This is a genomic window from Marinomonas transparens, assembly GCF_016463975.1.
Taxonomy (GTDB): Bacteria; Pseudomonadota; Gammaproteobacteria; order Pseudomonadales; family Marinomonadaceae; genus Marinomonas; species Marinomonas transparens.
On sequence record NZ_JAEMNX010000006.1, the window covers coordinates 118,077 to 135,883 of the forward strand.

Below are 17,807 nucleotides of genomic sequence, written 5' to 3' on the forward strand. Positions count from 1 at the left end.
CATGTCATTCACGCTAAAAGAATCTGTGATTGTGGTTATTTATGGTGGTCGATCTGCAGAACGAGAGGTCTCTTTGCAGAGTGGTCCTTTGGTGATAGATGGATTGCGTTCTAAGGGATATCGGGTTATTGCATTGGATCTCTATGGTCCTGAGGGTAACGAAGACCCCATTCGACAGTTGCAGTCAGTCGATTTTGATCTAGCCTTTATTGCGCTTCATGGTGGTGAAGGAGAGGATGGTAGAGTTCAGGCTTTACTTGAAATATTGGGTAAACCCTATACCGGCAGTTCGCCTTTAGCGTGTGGGTTGGCAATGGATAAGGTGTTAACTAAGCGTTATTGGAAAGGGATCGATATTCCTACGCCCGCTTATTTGTCTTTTGTTGGACAGGTGGATGTGGCAGTGATTGAGGAGCAAATGTCTTATCCGCTGATTGTTAAGCCATCTAGAGAGGGCTCAACGATAGGAATTAGTAAGGTTGCTAATCGTGAAGAGCTTGATGCTGCTCTTATCGTGGCGCTTGAATACGATTCCGATGTGTTGGTTGAGGCATTTGTTGATGGGCCAGAATTTACCGTTACTATTATTGATGATGTTGCTTATCCCGCAATAGGTCTCAAGCCAGCACCTGATCATAAGCTTTATGATTATGAAGCAAAATATATAGCAGAAGATACTCAGTATTTATTGCCTTGTGGTTTGAATGAAGATGATGAAAATGAGCTGCAAATGCTTGCTTTGGATTCTTATCGTTCATTAGGGTGTTCTGGCTGGGGGAGGGTCGACATTATGCGCGATCGAGCAGGGGCCTTCTGGGTTTTAGAAGTAAATACCTCGCCGGGCATGACATCTCATAGTTTGGTGCCTATGGCTGCGAATTATGTTGGGCTGGATTACGCCGCTTTGGTTGAAAAAATAGCCTTGAGTGCTTGGCATCATGTTGGGCGTCATTAATTTATGAGACTTGCAGCACTGATTGGCGCTGTTTTATTAGTGCTAGTGGCCACCTTTCAAGGTGATGAATCGCCTGATGCCTGGTTTTTAATAGAAAATGTTGAGATTGAGGGGGCGCTCGAATACACCACAGTTGAAGAGCTGGAAGAAAAATATTTACCTTTGTTGGGGCGGAGTCTTCTTGGGGTTTCTGTCTCTGAAGTTCAGGGCCTTGCTGTTTCACCTGAGTGGGTGGAAAGCGCAGAAATACGTAAAGTTTGGCCAAATACCTTGCAGATACTTGTTCATGAGCATGTGCCTCTAGCATACTGGCGGGATCGGCAGTTAATATCCACTTCGGCAATCGTGATTGTGCCGCAAATTGTACCTGATTTGCCGCTTCCTCGGCTAAATGGCCCGAAAGGGGCAAGTGATGTTGTCCTTGAACAATTTGGTTTAATTAGTCAGGTGCTTGCTTCTACTTCTATGCGCATTTCTGAGCTTACTTTGGAGCCGCGAGGCGCTTGGAATATTCTTTTTACCAATGGTATAGGCGTTAAGCTGGGTAGAGAGGATATTTTAGATAGATTACAAAGGTTTATAGCCGTGTATAAAAGTGATTTATCGGGTAGAATAGATAAAATTGCTTCGGTTGATGCGCGTTACCCTCATGGTATTGCGGTCGGCTGGAAAGAGAATGAGTAAACTTGGCCTGTTTGTTGCTTTTTTAGACAAGAACTGTATGGCCATAAACACAATGCCGGGAAGGTGAAATGATAGTCGGTTTGGATGTAGGCACGTCAAAAGTTATCTGTTTGGTTGGAGAGGTGTTGGCTGACGGGAGTTTAGAAATTGTTGGCATAGGATCTCACAGCGCAAAAGGGATGAAGCGAGGTGTCGTCATCAACATAGAGTCAACGGTTCAGTCGATTCAACGAGCAGTTGAAGAAGCCGAATTGATGGCAGGCTGCAATATACATTCAGTTTATGTGAGCGTTGCTGGTAGTCACATTCGTAGTCTTAACTCCCATGGTATTGTTGCGATAAAAGATGGAGAAGTACAAAAAGAGGATGTTGATAGAGTTATTGATGCAGCTCAGGCTGTTCCTATCTCTTCGGATCAGCGAGTACTTCATATATTGCCTCAGGAGTATCATATTGATTCTCAGGAAGGCATTAAAGATCCTCTAGGAATGTCTGGTGTGCGTTTGGAAGCGAATGTACACCTTATTTCTGGCGCGGTTAATGCAGTGATGAATGTTGAAAAATGCATTAAACGTTGTGGGTTGGGTGTTGATGGAGTGATTTTATCTCAATTAGCATCTAGCGAGTCTTCTTTAAGTGAAGATGAAAAAGATTTAGGTGTTTGCTTGGTTGATATCGGTGCAGGGACTTCTGATATCGCAGTGTGGATTGATGGTGCGTTGCATCATACTGCTGTGGTGCCTGTCGCGGGAGACCAAGTGACCAATGATATTTCTATGGCATTACGAACACCGACTCAGCATGCTGAAGAAATTAAGATTAAGTATGCTTGTGCCATGTCTTCCATGGCGACGGCGGATCAAGAGCTTCAGGTGCCAAGTGTTGGTGATCGTCAACCTCGATCTATCACTCGTCATGCTTTAACAGAAGTGGTTGAAGCAAGATATGAAGAAATTTATAACTTAATTCAGGATGAATTAAGGCGCAGCGGATACGCGGAACGAATTCCTGCAGGTATTGTAATTACTGGTGGCACGTCACTCATGGAGGGGACGGCAGAGTTGGCAGAAAAGGTATTTCAGATGCCAATTCGACTATCTGTACCTGATTGTGCTAAAGGAATGTCTGACATTGTCGATAACCCTATATATTCAACGAGTGTTGGATTATTGGCTTATGGTAGCAAAGAGGCTGAGGCAATAGTTAAGCCTTCTAAGCGAGAGATGACTAAGACGCAAATTAAACGAGAAGCGTCAGTGCTGACATCTAAGGAAACCGGGTCTTCCTTCAGTGCAACGAAGGTATGGCAGAAGTTGAAACACTGGTTTCAGAGCTATATTTAGTCAGCTTGACTGCAAATTTATTGAGGAGCGATAAGCCCATGAACGTCTTTGATTTAGCCGAAGATAATTTATCTGATAATGCCGTCATTAAGGTGGTTGGTGTTGGTGGCGGTGGCGGTAATGCTGTTCGCCATATGTTACAGAATCAGTTAGAAGGTGTTGAGTTTATTTGTGCCAACACAGACTCAAAAGCTTTGATTGGTTTTGAAACTGGGATGTCTTTGCAGCTAGGTTCGGCCATTACTAAAGGCTTGGGTGCTGGTGCAAATCCAGAAGTGGGTCGCGACTCTGCGTTAGAAGATCAAGAAAAAATCACCCAATTACTCACGGGTGCAGATATGGTTTTTATCACTGCTGGTATGGGCGGTGGTACGGGGACTGGAGCAGCTCCAGTTATCGCTAAGGTTGCCCGTGAATTAGGTATTTTAACGGTTGCGGTTGTGACGCGTCCGTTTCCTTTTGAAGGTCGTCGTCGTGCAAGGGTGGCCGATGAAGGTGTTAAAGAATTACGCGAAAATGTCGATTCATTAATAACAGTACCAAATGAGCGGCTTTTGCCAGTGCTTGGTAAGAATATTTCACTGTTGAAGGCATTTGGTGAGGCAAACAATGTTTTGTTCAACGCGGTGCAGGGTATTACTGACCTTATTATGCGCCCAGGTTTGATTAATGTTGATTTCGCTGATGTTAGAACGGTTATGTCTGAAATGGGTATGGCTATGATGGGAACTGGATCTGCATCTGGTGAAGATCGAGCTAGGGTGGCAGCAGAATCTGCGATTCATAATCCATTGTTAGAAGATATCAACCTTAAAGGAGCGCGCGGTGTTCTGGTAAATATTACGGCAAACGAAGAGGTTGGTTTGTCTGAGTTTACTGAGGTTGGTGGCATTATTGAAGAATATGCATCGGAAGACGCTACTGTCGTGATTGGTTGCGCAATTGATCCCAGTGTTGGTGATGAAATGCGAGTCACGGTGGTTGCTACTGGTTTGGAAGGGCGGTCTGCAGTGGAAATGAAATCTGCTGTTGGTGAATCTGTCGTCTCTCAGCCGGTTACGACTAAGGTGGAGCAAGTTGTTGAAGAGAAAAGCTCTCAGCCTGTTGCTAAGCCTATGTCATCCCCTTCGGAAACAATGAGGGTGGAGGTTGTGGAGAAAAACTCAGAAGTAGAAAAGGCGGATTCTAATGAATCTAGCTCTGCTTCGAGTAACGATAAATTATCGTATTTGGACATTCCGGCATTTTTACGTCGTCAAGCGGACTAAATTGCGCAAAAACGAAGCATGGTAAAGACTCTGGATTGTATGAAAGTTGTATCATTGATACTATCTTGTAAAGAAATGTATCTCGTCATAAAAGTGTAGGAATATAATGGTACGTCAACACACATTAAAAAACATTATTCGAGCTACTGGAGTGGGTTTACACTCTGGCGAGAAGGTGTATTTGACATTAAAGCCCGCCCCTGTAAATACTGGTATTGTATTTGTGCGCACAGACTTGGATCCCGTTGTAGAGATTCATGGTGATGCGCGAGCAGTTGGCTCAACTAACTTTGCAACGGCTTTGTGTCAGGGCGATGTGAAGGTTAGTACCGTGGAACATCTATTGTCAGCTATGGCTGGTTTGGGTGTCGATAACGCTTACGTTGAAGTGAGTGCTAGTGAAGTTCCTCTTATGGATGGTAGTGCTAGTCCTTTTGTTTTCCTCCTTCAGTCAGCAGGCCTTGAAGAGCAAAATGCTCCTAAGCGCTTTATCAAAATCAAAAAGCCTATTCGTGTTGATGAAGATGATAAGTATGCGACACTTGAGCCTCATTCTGGTTTTCGTTTGTCATTCACGATTGATTTTCAGCATCCGGCGATTGGTGAAGATGTCCAAAATACTTCTTTTGACTTCTCAACGACTACTTTTGTAAAAGAAATTAGTCGTGCAAGAACGTTTGGTTTCATGAAGGACTTAGAATACTTCAAGAACAACAATCTTGCTCGCGGTGCAAACATGGAGAACGCAATCGTTCTTGATGATTACCGCGTACTGAATGATGAAGGCTTGCGTTACCGTGATGAATTAGTTCGTCATAAAGTCTTGGATGCCATTGGCGATCTTTACCTTCTTGGTCATAGTTTGATTGGTGAATATAAGGCTTACAAATCAGGTCACGCATTAAATAATAAGCTTTTACTGGCTTTGCTTGAGCAGCAAGATGCTTGGGAATATGTGGTGTTTGAAGATGCAGCACAAATAACGCCTATCTCTTATACGGAACCCGCATTCGTTGGTGGTTAATGAGTGATTGAATCTTAATCGATTTTTAAAAAGCCAGGCATTTTGTCTGGCTTTTTTGCGTTTAGGTCCTTGATATTTCATGTTTTGTCACACATTACCATGGTAGACTCTAACAATTACTAATTGGCTACGTTGAATTTAAAATGCTTGGAACCGTCATTAAAAAAATCATCGGTACAAAGAATGACCGAGAAGTGAAACGATTTGGAAAAACTGTTACTCAAGTTAACCAATATGAAGAATCATTTGGTAAGTTATCGGATGATGGACTTACCGCTAAAACGAATGAGTTTCGTGCTCGAATAGAGAAAGGAGAATCTCTAGACTCTTTGTTGCCGGAAGCCTTTGCTGTAGTGCGAGAGGCTAGCAGCCGAGTGATGGGAATGCGTCACTTTGACGTCCAATTGATCGGTGGCATGGTGCTAAATGAAGGTAAGATTTCTGAAATGCGTACAGGTGAAGGTAAAACGCTAGTTGCTACCCTAGCTGTTTATCTGAACGCTTTATCTTCTAAGGGGGTGCACGTTGTTACGGTAAACGATTATTTGGCTAAGCGTGATGCAAATTGGATGCGCCCCTTATACGAATTTCTTGATATGAGTGTTGGTGTTGTTTTTTCTGGACAAGAAAGGGACGAGAAAAAAAGCGCTTATTTGTGTGATATTACTTATGGAACCAATAACGAATTTGGTTTTGATTATTTACGCGATAATATGGTTTTTCGCTTTGAAGATCGTGTGCAGAGAGATCTTAATTTTGCCGTAGTGGATGAGGTCGATTCGATCTTAATTGATGAAGCAAGGACTCCGCTGATTATCTCTGGTGCGGTGGAAGATAGTTCTGAACAGTATAGAAAAATTAACTTGCTCGCCCCTTTGCTTGTTAAGCAGGAAGAGGTTGGAGGTGAAGACGTCGAACCTACTGGTCATTATGTTTATGATGAATCTCAACGCAGCATTGAGTTAACAGAAGAGGGGCACTCTTTTGTAGAGGGGTGGCTGGTTCAGCAAGAGATGCTTGCTGAGGGCGACAGCTTGTATGCGGCGGGTAACCTATCTCTGCTTCATCATGTTCATGCTTGTTTGAAAGCACATATTATTTTCAAGAAGAATGTCGATTACGTTATTCAAGATGATCAAATCGTTATTGTCGATGAGCATACTGGTCGAACCATGGTTGGTCGTCGCTGGTCTGAAGGTATTCACCAAGCAGTAGAGGCAAAAGAAGGTGTAACCATTCAGGCTGAGAGTCAGACGCTTGCTTCTACGACTTTCCAGAACTATTTCCGGTTATATGACAAGCTTTCTGGTATGACAGGAACGGCTGATACTGAGGCGTTTGAGTTTCAGCAAATTTATGGACTGTCTGTTATTGTGGTGCCGACAAATCGACAAGTTCAGCGTAAAGATTTCAATGACTTAATTTATATGTCAACAGAAGACAAATTTGAAGCCATTGTGTTGGATATTGAAGAAAACGTAAAACAAGGTCGCCCTGTGCTAGTGGGTACGGCTTCTATTGAATATTCAGAATTACTTTCTAACTACCTTTCAAAGAAAAATGTTAAACATAATGTTCTTAATGCTAAACAGCATGAGCGCGAGGCTGAAATTGTTGCGGAAGCGGGTAGTCCTGGTGCAGTAACTATTGCAACCAATATGGCTGGTCGTGGTACAGATATCGTTTTGGGTGGTAATTTACAGGTTGAAATTGCTCAACTGGGTGAAGGTGCTAGCCAAGAAAAAGTTGATGCTTTGAAAGCGGATTGGAAAGTTAGAAACGAATCAGTTTTAGCGGCTGGAGGCTTGCATATAATTGGTACTGAACGTCATGAATCTCGTCGCATAGATAATCAATTGCGTGGCCGTTCTGGTCGTCAGGGAGATGTTGGTTCCTCGCGATTCTATTTATCGCTAGAAGATAATCTGATGCGTATTTTTATGTCCGATCGCATTAAAAAAATGATGTTGGCTCTCGGTATGGAGAAAGGCGAAGCCATTGAGCATAAGATGGTTTCTAACGCGATTGAGAAGGCTCAGCGTAAAGTTGAAGGCCGTAACTTTGATATTCGTAAGCAGCTTTTAGAATACGATGACGTAGCGAATGATCAGCGTCAGGTTATTTACCGTCAGCGTTTTGAAATGATGACATCAGATGATTTATCTGAAGCTATCTTAGCAATGCGTGAAGAAGTTGTATCTGGTGTTATTGATGAGTTTGTTCCACCGCAAAGTATTTTTGATATGTGGGACTTGCAAGGTCTTGAAGAAAAAATCCGCAATGAGTTTGGTCTGGAGTTGCCTATTGTTCAATGGGTGGAAGACGATAAAAAGCTTTATGAAGAGCCTCTACGCCAGAAAATCCTGGATGGCTTTCTGGAAGATTATGCTGCAAAAGAAGCTATTGCTGGAGGTGACTCTCTTAGAGGATTTGAGAAGCAAGTGCTTCTACAGGTTCTTGATACCTTGTGGAAAGAACACCTTCAGACCATGGACATGCTTCGACAAGGAATACATTTACGTGGTTATGCTCAGAAAAACCCAAAGCAAGAGTACAAGCGTGAGGCGTTTGAGCTATTTCAAAGCTTATTAGAGCAAATTAAGTTTGAAGTGATTCAAATTGTTACTCGTGTGAAGGTGCAGTCTGCCGAAGAAGCAGAAAAGATTGAGCAAGCACGCCGTGAGCAAGAAGCAAAAACAACGATGAATATGTCTCATGCTTCCAGCTCCGTCATGGGAGACTCTGCGCCATCTGCTGAGGCTGGCAGTGAATTTCCAAAGGTGGGGCGAAACGAGCCTTGCCCATGTGGTTCAGGCAAAAAATACAAGCAATGTCACGGTCGTTTAGTTTAAGAGAAGGTAGAGTTTAAATGGCGGTAGGGTTACATGATTTTCCTAATATCCCTGAGATTAAAGGGGTGCGCATTGGTGTTGCTGAAGCAGGAATAAAAAAGCCGAATAAGAAAGATTTGGTGGTTTTTGAGTTGTGTGAAGGGGCTTCGGTGACGGGGGTTTTTACACAGAATGCGTTTTGTGCTGCACCGGTACGAATTTGTCAAAAGCACTTAGGGAAATCGGCAAGTCGATATTTATTGATTAATACAGGTAATGCGAATGCTGGAACGGGTCAGCTTGGATTGGATGATGCCTTAAGAGCGTGTCAGGTATTGGCTGATCAGGCCGATACGGCTATTGAATCTATATTGCCATTTTCAACGGGGGTGATAGGTGAGCCTCTCCCCGTGGATAAAATCATTTCTGCTATTCCTTCAGCACTAAATAACTTATCTGCTGATAACTGGTATTCAGCAGGTGTAGGTATTATGACAACTGATACCTTGCCTAAAGGTTCTGTACGTACTTTTGATTTCGCAGGTAAACAATACACGATTGCGGGTGTTTCAAAGGGCGCAGGAATGATTCGTCCTAATATGGCGACCATGCTTGGTTATGTCTTTAGTGATATTGCGATGAGTGTTGATGTTCTGCAATCTATATTGAAAGAAGTGGTTAATAAAAGTTTTAATAGAATTACGGTAGACAGTGATACTTCTACTAATGATTCTTGTATCGCTGTTGCTACGGGCTTGGCTGGTAATGATGAAATTACATCAGCCAATGAACCTTTAGCTCAAGCCTTTATTCAGGCCTTTACAGAAGTGATGCAAGAGCTTGCTCATGCTATTGTCCGTGATGGTGAGGGCGCAACTAAGTTTGTGACGGTTGAGGTGAGTGGTGCTGCGATTGAGCAGGATGCGACTAAAGTGGCCTTTGAAATCGCACATTCTCCGTTAGTGAAAACGGCATTGTTTGCTTCGGATCCTAATTGGGGGCGTATTTTGGCTGTTGTTGGCCGTGCAGGTGTTGAAGGCTTGGATGTAGATGCTGTTCAGCTTCATATTAATGGTGTTGAGATTGCCCGTAATGGCGGTCTTTCTCCAGATTATTCTGAAGAGCTAGGTCAAGCTGCTATGGCGCCAGAAGAGATTCACATCCTTGTTGATCTAGGGGTGGGAAATGCGTCTGATACGGTATGGACAACAGACTTTTCTCATGAATACGTTACTATTAATGCTGATTACCGCACATGAAGCTAGTTAGGGTATCTGCTGGAATTATTACTCGTAATGATCAGGTATTTATTGCCTTGCGTAAACCTGATCAACACCAGGGGGATCTTTGGGAGTTTCCTGGCGGGAAATGTGATCAAGATGAATCGCCAGAATCGGCTTTAGTTCGTGAGCTGGAAGAAGAGTGTGGTATTGCGGTTCGCCGTTGTGTGCTTTTCAAGACAGTATCCCATGACTATGGAGATAAGTTAGTTGAGCTTTTCTTTTTTCAAGTCGATGACTTTGAAGGGGAGCCTTCTGGACAGGAAGGGCAGGAGGTTCGTTGGGTCTCTATGTCTCATTTATTATCTTATGATTTTCCTGAAGCTAACAAGGTGATAGTGGAAGCCTTGACTGCTTAGTTTTTTGTTTGTTATTGATAGAAAAAGAGCCTCGCATGAGGCTCTTTTATTGCTTTTAATTTAATATTTGTGCTAGTAGTTGTCTTACAACACTCGGCTCGAAAGGCTTACCACATATGGCATCTACGCCTTCTTGAGCAATATTAGAAAGCTGTCTATCTTCTGAATTTGAGCTCACCATTAATATAGGGATGTGTGCCAGGTTAGGGTCTTGGCGAACGGCTTCTGTGAGTTCTCTGCCATCCATCTCGGGCATATTGTAATCTGTTACAATTAAATCAAATTCTTCTATTGCAAGTAGCTCTATTGCCTCTTTTCCATTCTCGGCGAATTGAATTAATTCTATCCCCATCGTATTCAGTGTTTTGCTGACGTGTTTACGTGCCAATCGGCTATCATCAGTGACAAGGACTCTTAGGGTTTTAGGGTCAAACATTTCTAGATCTATTTCTTCTTCTACCACTAGATCTAGTGTGGCATGAATTGCTCTAGCAAGATCTTTTTTAGTGAAGGGTTTAGGTAATATTGCGAGTACACCAGATTGTCTTAAATGCTCTAGCATGTTTCTGTTTCTTTCACTAGAAATGAGCATAAAGCACTGGTCTTCAGTGTCTTCATTGTTTCTAATTTTATCGATTAAATCATTTGCTGAGCCGTCAGGCAGGTACATTGAAGAGATGATTAAATCCGGTGGAAATGAAGTAAGAGCGTCTAAAGTCTCTTGAATATTGTTGGCGTATTCAATCTGCTTAATTCCCGCATCTTCTAGAGCTTTAACAATGATCTTTTTTTGGGTGTCGGAGGGTTCTACAAGAAGGAAGGATAGGTCACTGATTGCTGCGTAGGTGCTCATATTAGATTTAGCCTTATTTTTTCGTGCAAATGCAGATTTATTAAATTTGGTTGTTTATTCATTCTAATCTTACCTTATTAAATAGGTTAATATGTTTCGATTGGTTAATCTATAGGAAGAGGAGTTGAAATGGCGACTGCTAGTGCGTGTCATATTCTAGTTAAAACAAAAGCAGAGGCTGAGTCTATTAAGATAAAATTAGACAAGGGGGCGGATTTTTACAAGTTAGCAAAGCAGTTTTCAACCTGTCCATCTGGCAAGAAAGGTGGTGACCTCGGGGAGTTTCGTAGAGGCGATATGGTTCCAGCCTTTGATAAAGTGGTATTTAATGGTCCGCTATTGAAGGTGCAGGGGCCTGTGAAGACTCAGTTTGGGTTCCATTTAATAAAGGTTTTGTACCGTTCTTGAAATATTTAAAGGAAGTTGTGAGATGAATGATCCAGTTCAACTTGATGCGCTTTACTTTGTTGCTCCGCAACTTGTAGAGCAAGACCTAGTGACATTAAAAAAAATGGGCTTTGAGCGCGTCATTAATAATCGCCCTGATCATGAAGTTGATGATCAACCATTAGGGAGTGATCTGCAAAAGGCTGCTGACTTGCTGGGCATGGAGTACATTAGTAATCCTATTGATTTGGCGCATTTGTCACAATCGCATGTTGGTTTACAGGGTGAGTCTTTATCCGTCGATAAGAAGACTATTGCTTTTTGTCGTACAGGAACGCGATCTTCAGTGTTATGGGTATTACTTAATAATGCTAAAGGTAAGGATTATAAAGAGCTTGTATCATTTGTATCTGCAAAAGGGTTTGATTTGTTACGATGTGCGTCGGCGATGGATCCTTTATCGCGATAGTATGCTGATAAAGGCCTGATCGAGTGAATTTTTGGTATAGAAGTCGTATTGGTGAGTTATGGTAAGTCGTCCATCATTGGAAACGGCCACAGCGTCAGACCCTGATCGCTTTGTTGAGCCGTTAGAGTTAGGTAAGCGTGTTAAGGAAATCCGCCTTTCAAGGGGGTGGACTCTTGAGGAGGTTGGGAAGCGGACTGGTATTGCCCGGTCGACGTTATCAAAAATAGAAAATGACCAAGTATCACCAAGCTTTACTATTGTTCAGAAGCTGATCAAGGGCTTGGAGATGGATTTGCCGCAACTTTTTGTTGAGGCAAGTGAGCACTCGATAGCGGGTAGAAGGGACATTACGCGTAAAGGAAAAGGAGAGCCACACCCTACGGCGACTTATGAGCATGAACTGCTTAATTTCTCCATTAGCCGGAAAAAAATGGTGCCATTTAAAACTAAGGTCCGAGCTAGATCTTTTGATGAATTTAAAGAATGGGTTCGTCATGATGGAGAAGAGTTTCTTTTGGTATTGCAGGGTAAAATTAATTTTTTCTCTGAACTCTATGAACCAATTGAATTAAAAGAAGGAGACAGTGTGTATTATGATGCCACCATGGGGCATGCGGTGGTCTCTTTGTCTGTAAAGGACGCAGAAATACTTTGGGTTGTTGCGCGCTAAGTGACGGTTCAATACATATTATAAATAAAACTAAGGTTGTAGATATTATGAAGCAATGGGGTTTAACAAGTTGGAGGGGTAAAGAAGCGCTACAGCAGCCGGTTTATCCTAATGCAGAACACCTAGCGCAAGTAGAAAGTTCGTTGGAAAAAATGCCTCCTCTTGTTTTTGCTGGTGAAGCGCGTCAACTAAAAAATGCCTTAGCGCAAGTCGCTAATGGGCATTCTTTTTTATTACAGGGTGGGGATTGCGCAGAAAGTTTTGCGGAATTTCATGCGAATAACATACGCGACACTTTTAAAGTAATGTTGCAGATGGCGGTTGTGCTTACCTATGCTGGTAAATGTCCTATTGTTAAAGTAGGTCGTATGGCTGGTCAATTTGCCAAACCTAGATCTGCCGGATCAGAAACGATAAATGGTGTTGAATTACCAAGTTATCGCGGTGATATTATTAATGGCATAGAGTTTACTGAGCAAGCTAGACTTTCAGACCCAGAGCGTTTGGTTCAGGTTTACAATCAAAGTGCTTCGACGATGAATTTACTTCGTGCTTTTGCACAGGGTGGGTTGGCTGATTTGCATCAGGTTCATAAATGGAACCTAGATTTCTTGAACTCCAGCCCTGCCGGTGGACGTTTTCAAAGTGTGGCAGATAAAATTGATGATGCCCTGCAGTTTATGGAAGCATGTGGTGTTGGCGCAGGTCTTGGTCAACTTAAAGAAACGGAATTTTATACTTCCCATGAGGCCTTGCTATTACCTTATGAGCAGGCTTTAACGCGTCAGGATAGCTTCACTGGCGACTGGTATGATTGCTCTGCGCATATGTTGTGGATTGGAGATCGTACGCGTCAATTGGATGGTGCCCATGTTGAGTTTTTGCGCGGTGTGAAAAACCCAATCGGCGTGAAAGCTGGTCCTTCCATGGATCCAGAAGACCTAGTGCGTCTTTGTGATGTGCTTAACCCTGAGAATGAGGCCGGTAGGTTAAATGTTATTGTTCGTATGGGGGCGGATAAAGTCGAAGAGGGTATGCCGGCATTGATCCGAGCGATACAGCGAGAAGGTAAGCAGGTTGTTTGGAGTTGTGATCCAATGCATGGCAATACGATTAAGGCTTCCACTGGTTATAAGACACGCCGTGTTAATGATGTACTAAAAGAAGTGCAGCAATTCTTTCAGGTGCATAATGCTGAAGGAAGTTACGCGGGTGGTGTGCATTTCGAGATGACCGGACAGAATGTGACGGAATGCGTTGGTGGTTCTTTTGAGGTGACAGAAGCGGATTTGGCTGACCGCTATCATACCCATTGTGATCCTAGATTGAATGCAGACCAGTCTTTAGAGCTTGCTTTTATGATTTCTGAAACGTTAAAGAAAGCAAGAAGTTAGCTTTTATCTAGCTAAGAATTGAGCGTAAAAAAAGCCCAGTTGAGTTATCTCAACTGGGCTTTTTGGTGGGCTTTATGATTAGCTTTTGCGACGACGAAAGGCTGAAGTCACTGATTTAGAGGTCGTATCGATTTTAGCCATGATTAAGGCCATTTCTTCGGCTTCAGCTTGTTGTTGTAATTTTAGCTTTTCTTCACGTTCTTTTCTTGCTGTTCGTTCTGTATCATTGAGCATTTTTTGAATGCTTGCTTTACTTTTTGGCCGAGCAGCGGCCTTTTTAGGCTTTTCTGTCGTTGCAATAGGGGCATTTAGTCTTTCTTCATTAATGAGTTCGCTAAAAAATGAGCTGACAGTCGGTTTAGGCTCCGCTATTTTTTTTTCCGGTAATTTTACTGTTTTTTTTACCGCTGTTTTTCGCACTTTTTTAGGTTGTTCGGCTGTTGAAATACCATTGGCATCAAAAAGCGCTTTTTTACCACGACTTAAAGCCGAGGTTTTTTCTGCTGTTTGAGCTATTTTGTAGCCCCGTAAGCTTTCGCCGTTATAGATAGAGATATAGTCTTTCTCTAGCTCGTATAATTCTTGTTTATCGTCCGTTTCGAATAACTCTTCGACGCTAAATGCGTCGGCGCCATTTTCCCTAATGTCATCATAGAGTGGAAAGTCTAGACCTTCATTGGTTGCTTCGATGTATTGTTCAAAGCGTTGGAAGCCACTATTGAAAGATGTTCCAATATAATGTTTTCCAGTGATGTTATTCGTGATTTTAAAAACGACCAAAATCGTTGCCTCTTACTTAATGACTTTGTTAATAGCAAAAAAACGACACTCACCGAATTAAGGAGCTAAAGGTAAGTGATGTTTTAAAAATTAGGTTTAGTGTTTTACGACGAGGTTTAGGCCGTCACGTACATTGAGATGGACGTTCTCAACGCGTTTATCTTGCGCAATTAAGCGATTGAGCTGATTAACAGCAATATCGCTGTTTTCTTTAGGGTCTAGGACGCGACCTTGCCAGAGAGAGTTGTCAATGATGATCAGTCCACCTGATTTTACAAGAGGCAAAATAGCCTCATAATAATTTAGGTAGTTACGTTTGTCGGCATCAATGAAAGCAAAGTCAAATTCGCCTTTGAGTTCTTTTATTGTTTCTAGTGCAGGGCCAAAAATTGCTTTGATTTTTTGTCCGTGGGGACTGCGATCAAAAAAGGTTTGTGCGAATTCAATCGCTCTAGGGTTTGTTTCGCAGCAAATAAGTTCACCATCTTCTGGCATGCCTTCGGCAATTGATAATGCTGAATAGCCAGTGAACATCCCTATTTCTAAAGCACGTTTAGGTTGCGTAACTTTTGATAGAAGCTTCAAAGTTCGGCCAATGGTTTTTCCAGACAACTTATTTGGGTAGCCCATATCTGAGTAGGTTTTTTCAACCAGTTCAATTAATAGATCCGGTTCAGATTGAGTGGTTTCAATGCAGTAGTCGTCGAGATGATTAAGATCCATAAAGCCTTTAGTAGGTGGTGTTTTATTGTGGAACAGGAAGCGATTTTACTCTGCATACAGAGAAAGTCCATGACTATAAATAAGAAAAAGAACTTGATTTTCGTGGATGTCCGATAAATGGGAAGGTCAGTGGGGTGAGTGGGCGAAATTACATTCGCATGAGTAACCGAAAAATGATAATTTATGCGCTGAAATTTACATGTGCTCTTTGGTATCGAGCACCACTGACTCCGATAGGGGAATAAAATGCCTGTAATTACCTTGCCAGATGGCAGCCAACGTTCTTTTTCAAATCCTGTAACTGTTATGCAAGTAGCCGAAGATATTGGCCCTGGACTTGCCAAAGCCACGGTTGCTGGCTACATAAATGGCAATCTAGTTGATGCTTGCGAGCTTATTTCCGATGATGCTGAGTTAAGCATTGTAACGGGAAAAAGTCCTGAAGGTGTTGAGATCATTCGTCACTCTTTTGCTCACCTTATAGGGCACGCTATTAAACAACTTTATCCGACGGCTGAAATGGCAATTGGTCCGGTGATCAATGAAGGCTTTTATTACGACGTTGCTTATGAGCGTCCTTTTACACCAGAAGATTTGGCTGCCATTGAAAAGCGTATGACTGAATTGGTGAAGACCGATTACGACGTTGTTAAAAAAATGACCCCTATTGCTGATGCGCGCCAACAATTTGTTGATCGTGGCGAGACCTACAAAGTTGCTTTGATTGATGATATGGATGAGTCGGTAACAGAGGTTGGGCTGTATCACCACGAAGAATACATGGATATGTGCCGCGGGCCTCATGTGCCGAATACTCGGGTATTGCGTCATTTTAAATTAACCAAGCTGGCTGGTGCCTATTGGCGTGGCGACTCTAGTAATGAAATGCTACAGCGTATTTATGGTACGGCGTGGACAGATAAAAAAGAATTGAAGGCCTACTTAACGCGTATTGAAGAAGCTGAAAAGCGTGATCATCGTAAGCTGGGTAAAAAATTAGACCTTTTCCATGTGCAAGAAGAAGCGCCTGGTATGGTATTTTGGCATCCAAAGGGCTGGCGTTTATATCAAGCGGTTGAACAATACATGCGTCAACAGCAAATTGATAACAACTATCAAGAAGTGAAAACGCCACAAATTGTGGATCGCGTTTTATGGGAAAAGTCTGGGCATTGGGGTAAGTACCAAGAAAATATGTTTACTACCCACTCAGAGAATCGTGATTACGCAGTTAAACCGATGAACTGTCCATGTCACATTCAAGTGTATAACCAAGGCTTGAAAAGCTATCGTGATTTGCCATTCCGTATGGCTGAATTTGGTTCTTGCCATCGTAATGAGCCTTCTGGGGCCTTGCACGGCATTATGCGCGTACGTAACTTTGTACAAGATGATGGCCATATCTTTGTTACCGAAGGGCAAATCCAACAAGAAGTGTCTGAGTTTATAGATCTGTTGCATGAGGTTTATGCTGACTTTGGTTTTGATAATATTATTTATCGCTTGTCTACTCGTCCAGAGCAGCGTGTTGGTTCGGATGAAGTGTGGGATAAATCGGAAAAAGCGCTTGCTGATGCGTTGGATTCTGCACAACTTGATTGGGAGGAGTTACCAGGCGAAGGGGCTTTTTATGGTCCTAAGATAGAATTCTCCCTAAAGGATGCCATTGGTCGAGTTTGGCAGTGCGGTACTATTCAAGTTGATTTCTCCATGCCGACTCGTTTGGGGGCCCAATATGTTTCTGAAGATGGCTCTCGTCAAACGCCAGTTATGCTGCATCGAGCCATTGTTGGTTCTTTAGAGCGTTTTATTGGTATTTTGATTGAAGATACCGAAGGGGCTTTCCCTGTTTGGCTTGCACCAGAACAGGTCGTTATTATGAATATAACGGATAGGCAGGCCGAATATTGTGCTGATTTGGAAAAAAGATTGAATTCAAATGGCTTTAGAGCAAAACTTGACTTGAGAAACGAGAAGATCGGGTTTAAAATCCGCGAGCATACAATTCAACGTGTACCATATATGATCGTCGTTGGTGACAAAGAGGTCGAGCAACAGCAAGTTGCTGTTCGTACCCGTACTGGCGAAGATCTTGGGGTGATGAGTATTACTGATTTTGAAGATCTGCTTCAAAAAGAAGTTGCTCGCCGTAGCCGTAAACAAGAAGTGGAGATAGCGCTATAAAAGGTAATATGAATCGTGGACGTAACGCTAGTAAGCAGCGCCCTCAAATTAATGAAAACATTCGAGCAACTGAAGTGCGTTTAATCGCAGCTGATGGTGAACAAGTTGGCGTTGTCTCGCTTGAAGAGGCACTAAAAGCGGCGCAAGAAGCGACTTTAGATTTAGTGCAAATTGCTGATTCAGATCCGATTGTTTGCAAAATCATGGACTACGGTAAGCATATTTTTGAGGCGAAAAAAGCGAAAGCGGCCCAAAAGAAAAATGCGAAGCAGATTCAAGTTAAAGAAATGAAATTCCGTCCAGGGACGGAGGAAGGGGATTATCAGGTAAAACTCCGCAACCTGATACGTTTCCTTGAAGGCGGGGATAAGGCCAAGGTATCACTTCGATACCGTGGTCGTGAAATGGCCCATCAGGAGCTTGGTATGCAACTTATGAATCGAGTCGCTTTAGACTTAGAGGAATATGGTGCAGTAGAGCAAGCTGCGAAAATGGAAGGTCGTCAATTGACTATGGTGCTAGGCCCCAAAAAGAAGAAGTAGTTTTAAATAACGTTAGTTATTAAGAAGCTACATTAACATCAACGAATGCGAGAGTGGTTTT

17 protein-coding genes are annotated in these 17,807 nt (G+C 42.6%); 14 read left to right on the plus strand and 3 right to left on the minus strand.

The annotated features are described in order from the left end of the window. The first annotated feature begins 1 nt into the window (after window position 1). From I8J31_RS07680 to mutT, 8 genes are all read left to right on the plus strand, one after another. The gene (locus I8J31_RS07680; RefSeq protein WP_199467705.1) at window positions 2-955 is read left to right on the plus strand and encodes a D-alanine--D-alanine ligase; all 954 of its coding nucleotides are present in this window, start codon (window positions 2-4) and stop codon (window positions 953-955) included. 3 nt (window positions 956-958) lie between these two features. Next, the gene (locus I8J31_RS07685) at window positions 959-1,639 is read left to right on the plus strand and encodes a cell division protein FtsQ/DivIB (protein ID WP_199467706.1); all 681 of its coding nucleotides are present in this window, start codon (window positions 959-961) and stop codon (window positions 1,637-1,639) included. 68 nt (window positions 1,640-1,707) lie between these two features. Further along, a complete protein-coding gene (gene ftsA, locus I8J31_RS07690) occupies window positions 1,708-2,982 on the plus strand; it encodes a cell division protein FtsA (RefSeq protein ID WP_199467707.1) in 1,275 nt (424 codons plus the stop codon). A 38-nt stretch (window positions 2,983-3,020) separates the two neighbouring features. Next, on the plus strand, window positions 3,021-4,250 hold the full coding sequence (gene ftsZ, locus I8J31_RS07695; protein WP_199467708.1) for a cell division protein FtsZ: 1,230 nt from the start codon (window positions 3,021-3,023) through the stop codon (window positions 4,248-4,250). A 106-nt stretch (window positions 4,251-4,356) separates the two neighbouring features. Beyond that, window positions 4,357-5,274 (plus strand): UDP-3-O-acyl-N-acetylglucosamine deacetylase, encoded by a 918-nt coding sequence (gene lpxC / locus I8J31_RS07700; protein ID WP_199467709.1) that lies wholly within the window; start codon window positions 4,357-4,359, stop codon window positions 5,272-5,274. A gap of 143 nt (window positions 5,275-5,417) precedes the next feature. Beyond that, window positions 5,418-8,126 (plus strand): preprotein translocase subunit SecA, encoded by a 2,709-nt coding sequence (gene secA / locus I8J31_RS07705; RefSeq protein ID WP_199467710.1) that lies wholly within the window; start codon window positions 5,418-5,420, stop codon window positions 8,124-8,126. A gap of 17 nt (window positions 8,127-8,143) precedes the next feature. Continuing rightward, window positions 8,144-9,364, plus strand: a complete 1,221-nt coding sequence (argJ, locus tag I8J31_RS07710; RefSeq protein WP_199467711.1) for a bifunctional glutamate N-acetyltransferase/amino-acid acetyltransferase ArgJ — start codon at window positions 8,144-8,146, stop codon at window positions 9,362-9,364. Next, window positions 9,361-9,744, plus strand: coding sequence for an 8-oxo-dGTP diphosphatase MutT (gene mutT / locus I8J31_RS07715; protein WP_199467712.1), 384 nt, complete (start codon window positions 9,361-9,363; stop codon window positions 9,742-9,744). Before argJ ends, mutT begins: the two co-directional genes overlap by 4 nt. 55 nt (window positions 9,745-9,799) lie before the next feature. On the opposite strand, the gene I8J31_RS07720 is transcribed toward mutT, so the two are convergent. Beyond that, window positions 9,800-10,597 carry a response regulator transcription factor gene (locus I8J31_RS07720; protein WP_199467713.1) on the minus strand — a complete coding sequence of 266 codons (798 nt, stop codon included), beginning with the start codon at window positions 10,595-10,597 and terminating at the stop codon, window positions 9,800-9,802. Between the two features lie 129 nt (window positions 10,598-10,726). Here I8J31_RS07720 and ppiC point away from each other — a divergent pair, with 129 nt between their 5' ends. Genes ppiC through I8J31_RS07740 form a run of 4 tightly spaced genes read left to right on the plus strand, consistent with a single transcriptional unit; the run spans window position 10,727 to window position 13,517 of the window. Continuing rightward, window positions 10,727-11,005 carry a peptidylprolyl isomerase PpiC gene (gene ppiC, locus I8J31_RS07725; protein WP_199467714.1) on the plus strand — a complete coding sequence of 93 codons (279 nt, stop codon included), beginning with the start codon at window positions 10,727-10,729 and terminating at the stop codon, window positions 11,003-11,005. A gap of 22 nt (window positions 11,006-11,027) precedes the next feature. Continuing rightward, entirely contained in the window at window positions 11,028-11,453 is a 426-nt protein-coding gene (locus tag I8J31_RS07730; RefSeq protein WP_199467715.1) for a protein tyrosine phosphatase family protein, read from the plus strand. 58 nt (window positions 11,454-11,511) lie between these two features. Continuing rightward, complete coding sequence (locus tag I8J31_RS07735; RefSeq protein ID WP_199467716.1) at window positions 11,512-12,123, plus strand: helix-turn-helix domain-containing protein; 612 nt, start codon at window positions 11,512-11,514, stop codon at window positions 12,121-12,123. Window positions 12,124-12,170: 47 nt separating this feature from the next. Then, entirely contained in the window at window positions 12,171-13,517 is a 1,347-nt protein-coding gene (locus I8J31_RS07740; protein WP_199467717.1) for a class II 3-deoxy-7-phosphoheptulonate synthase, read from the plus strand. A 78-nt stretch (window positions 13,518-13,595) separates the two neighbouring features. On the opposite strand, the gene I8J31_RS07745 is transcribed toward I8J31_RS07740, so the two are convergent. Then, the gene (locus I8J31_RS07745) at window positions 13,596-14,297 is read right to left on the minus strand and encodes a GIY-YIG nuclease family protein (RefSeq protein ID WP_199467718.1); all 702 of its coding nucleotides are present in this window, start codon (window positions 14,295-14,297) and stop codon (window positions 13,596-13,598) included. Window positions 14,298-14,393: 96 nt separating this feature from the next. Continuing rightward, window positions 14,394-15,020 carry an O-methyltransferase gene (locus tag I8J31_RS07750; RefSeq protein ID WP_199467719.1) on the minus strand — a complete coding sequence of 209 codons (627 nt, stop codon included), beginning with the start codon at window positions 15,018-15,020 and terminating at the stop codon, window positions 14,394-14,396. Between the two features lie 246 nt (window positions 15,021-15,266). Between I8J31_RS07750 and thrS the strand changes: the two genes are divergently transcribed. Continuing rightward, the gene (gene thrS, locus I8J31_RS07755; protein ID WP_199467720.1) at window positions 15,267-17,204 is read left to right on the plus strand and encodes a threonine--tRNA ligase; all 1,938 of its coding nucleotides are present in this window, start codon (window positions 15,267-15,269) and stop codon (window positions 17,202-17,204) included. A gap of 8 nt (window positions 17,205-17,212) precedes the next feature. After that, a complete protein-coding gene (gene infC / locus I8J31_RS07760; protein ID WP_199467721.1) occupies window positions 17,213-17,746 on the plus strand; it encodes a translation initiation factor IF-3 in 534 nt (177 codons plus the stop codon). The last annotated feature ends 61 nt before the right edge of the window (window positions 17,747-17,807 follow it).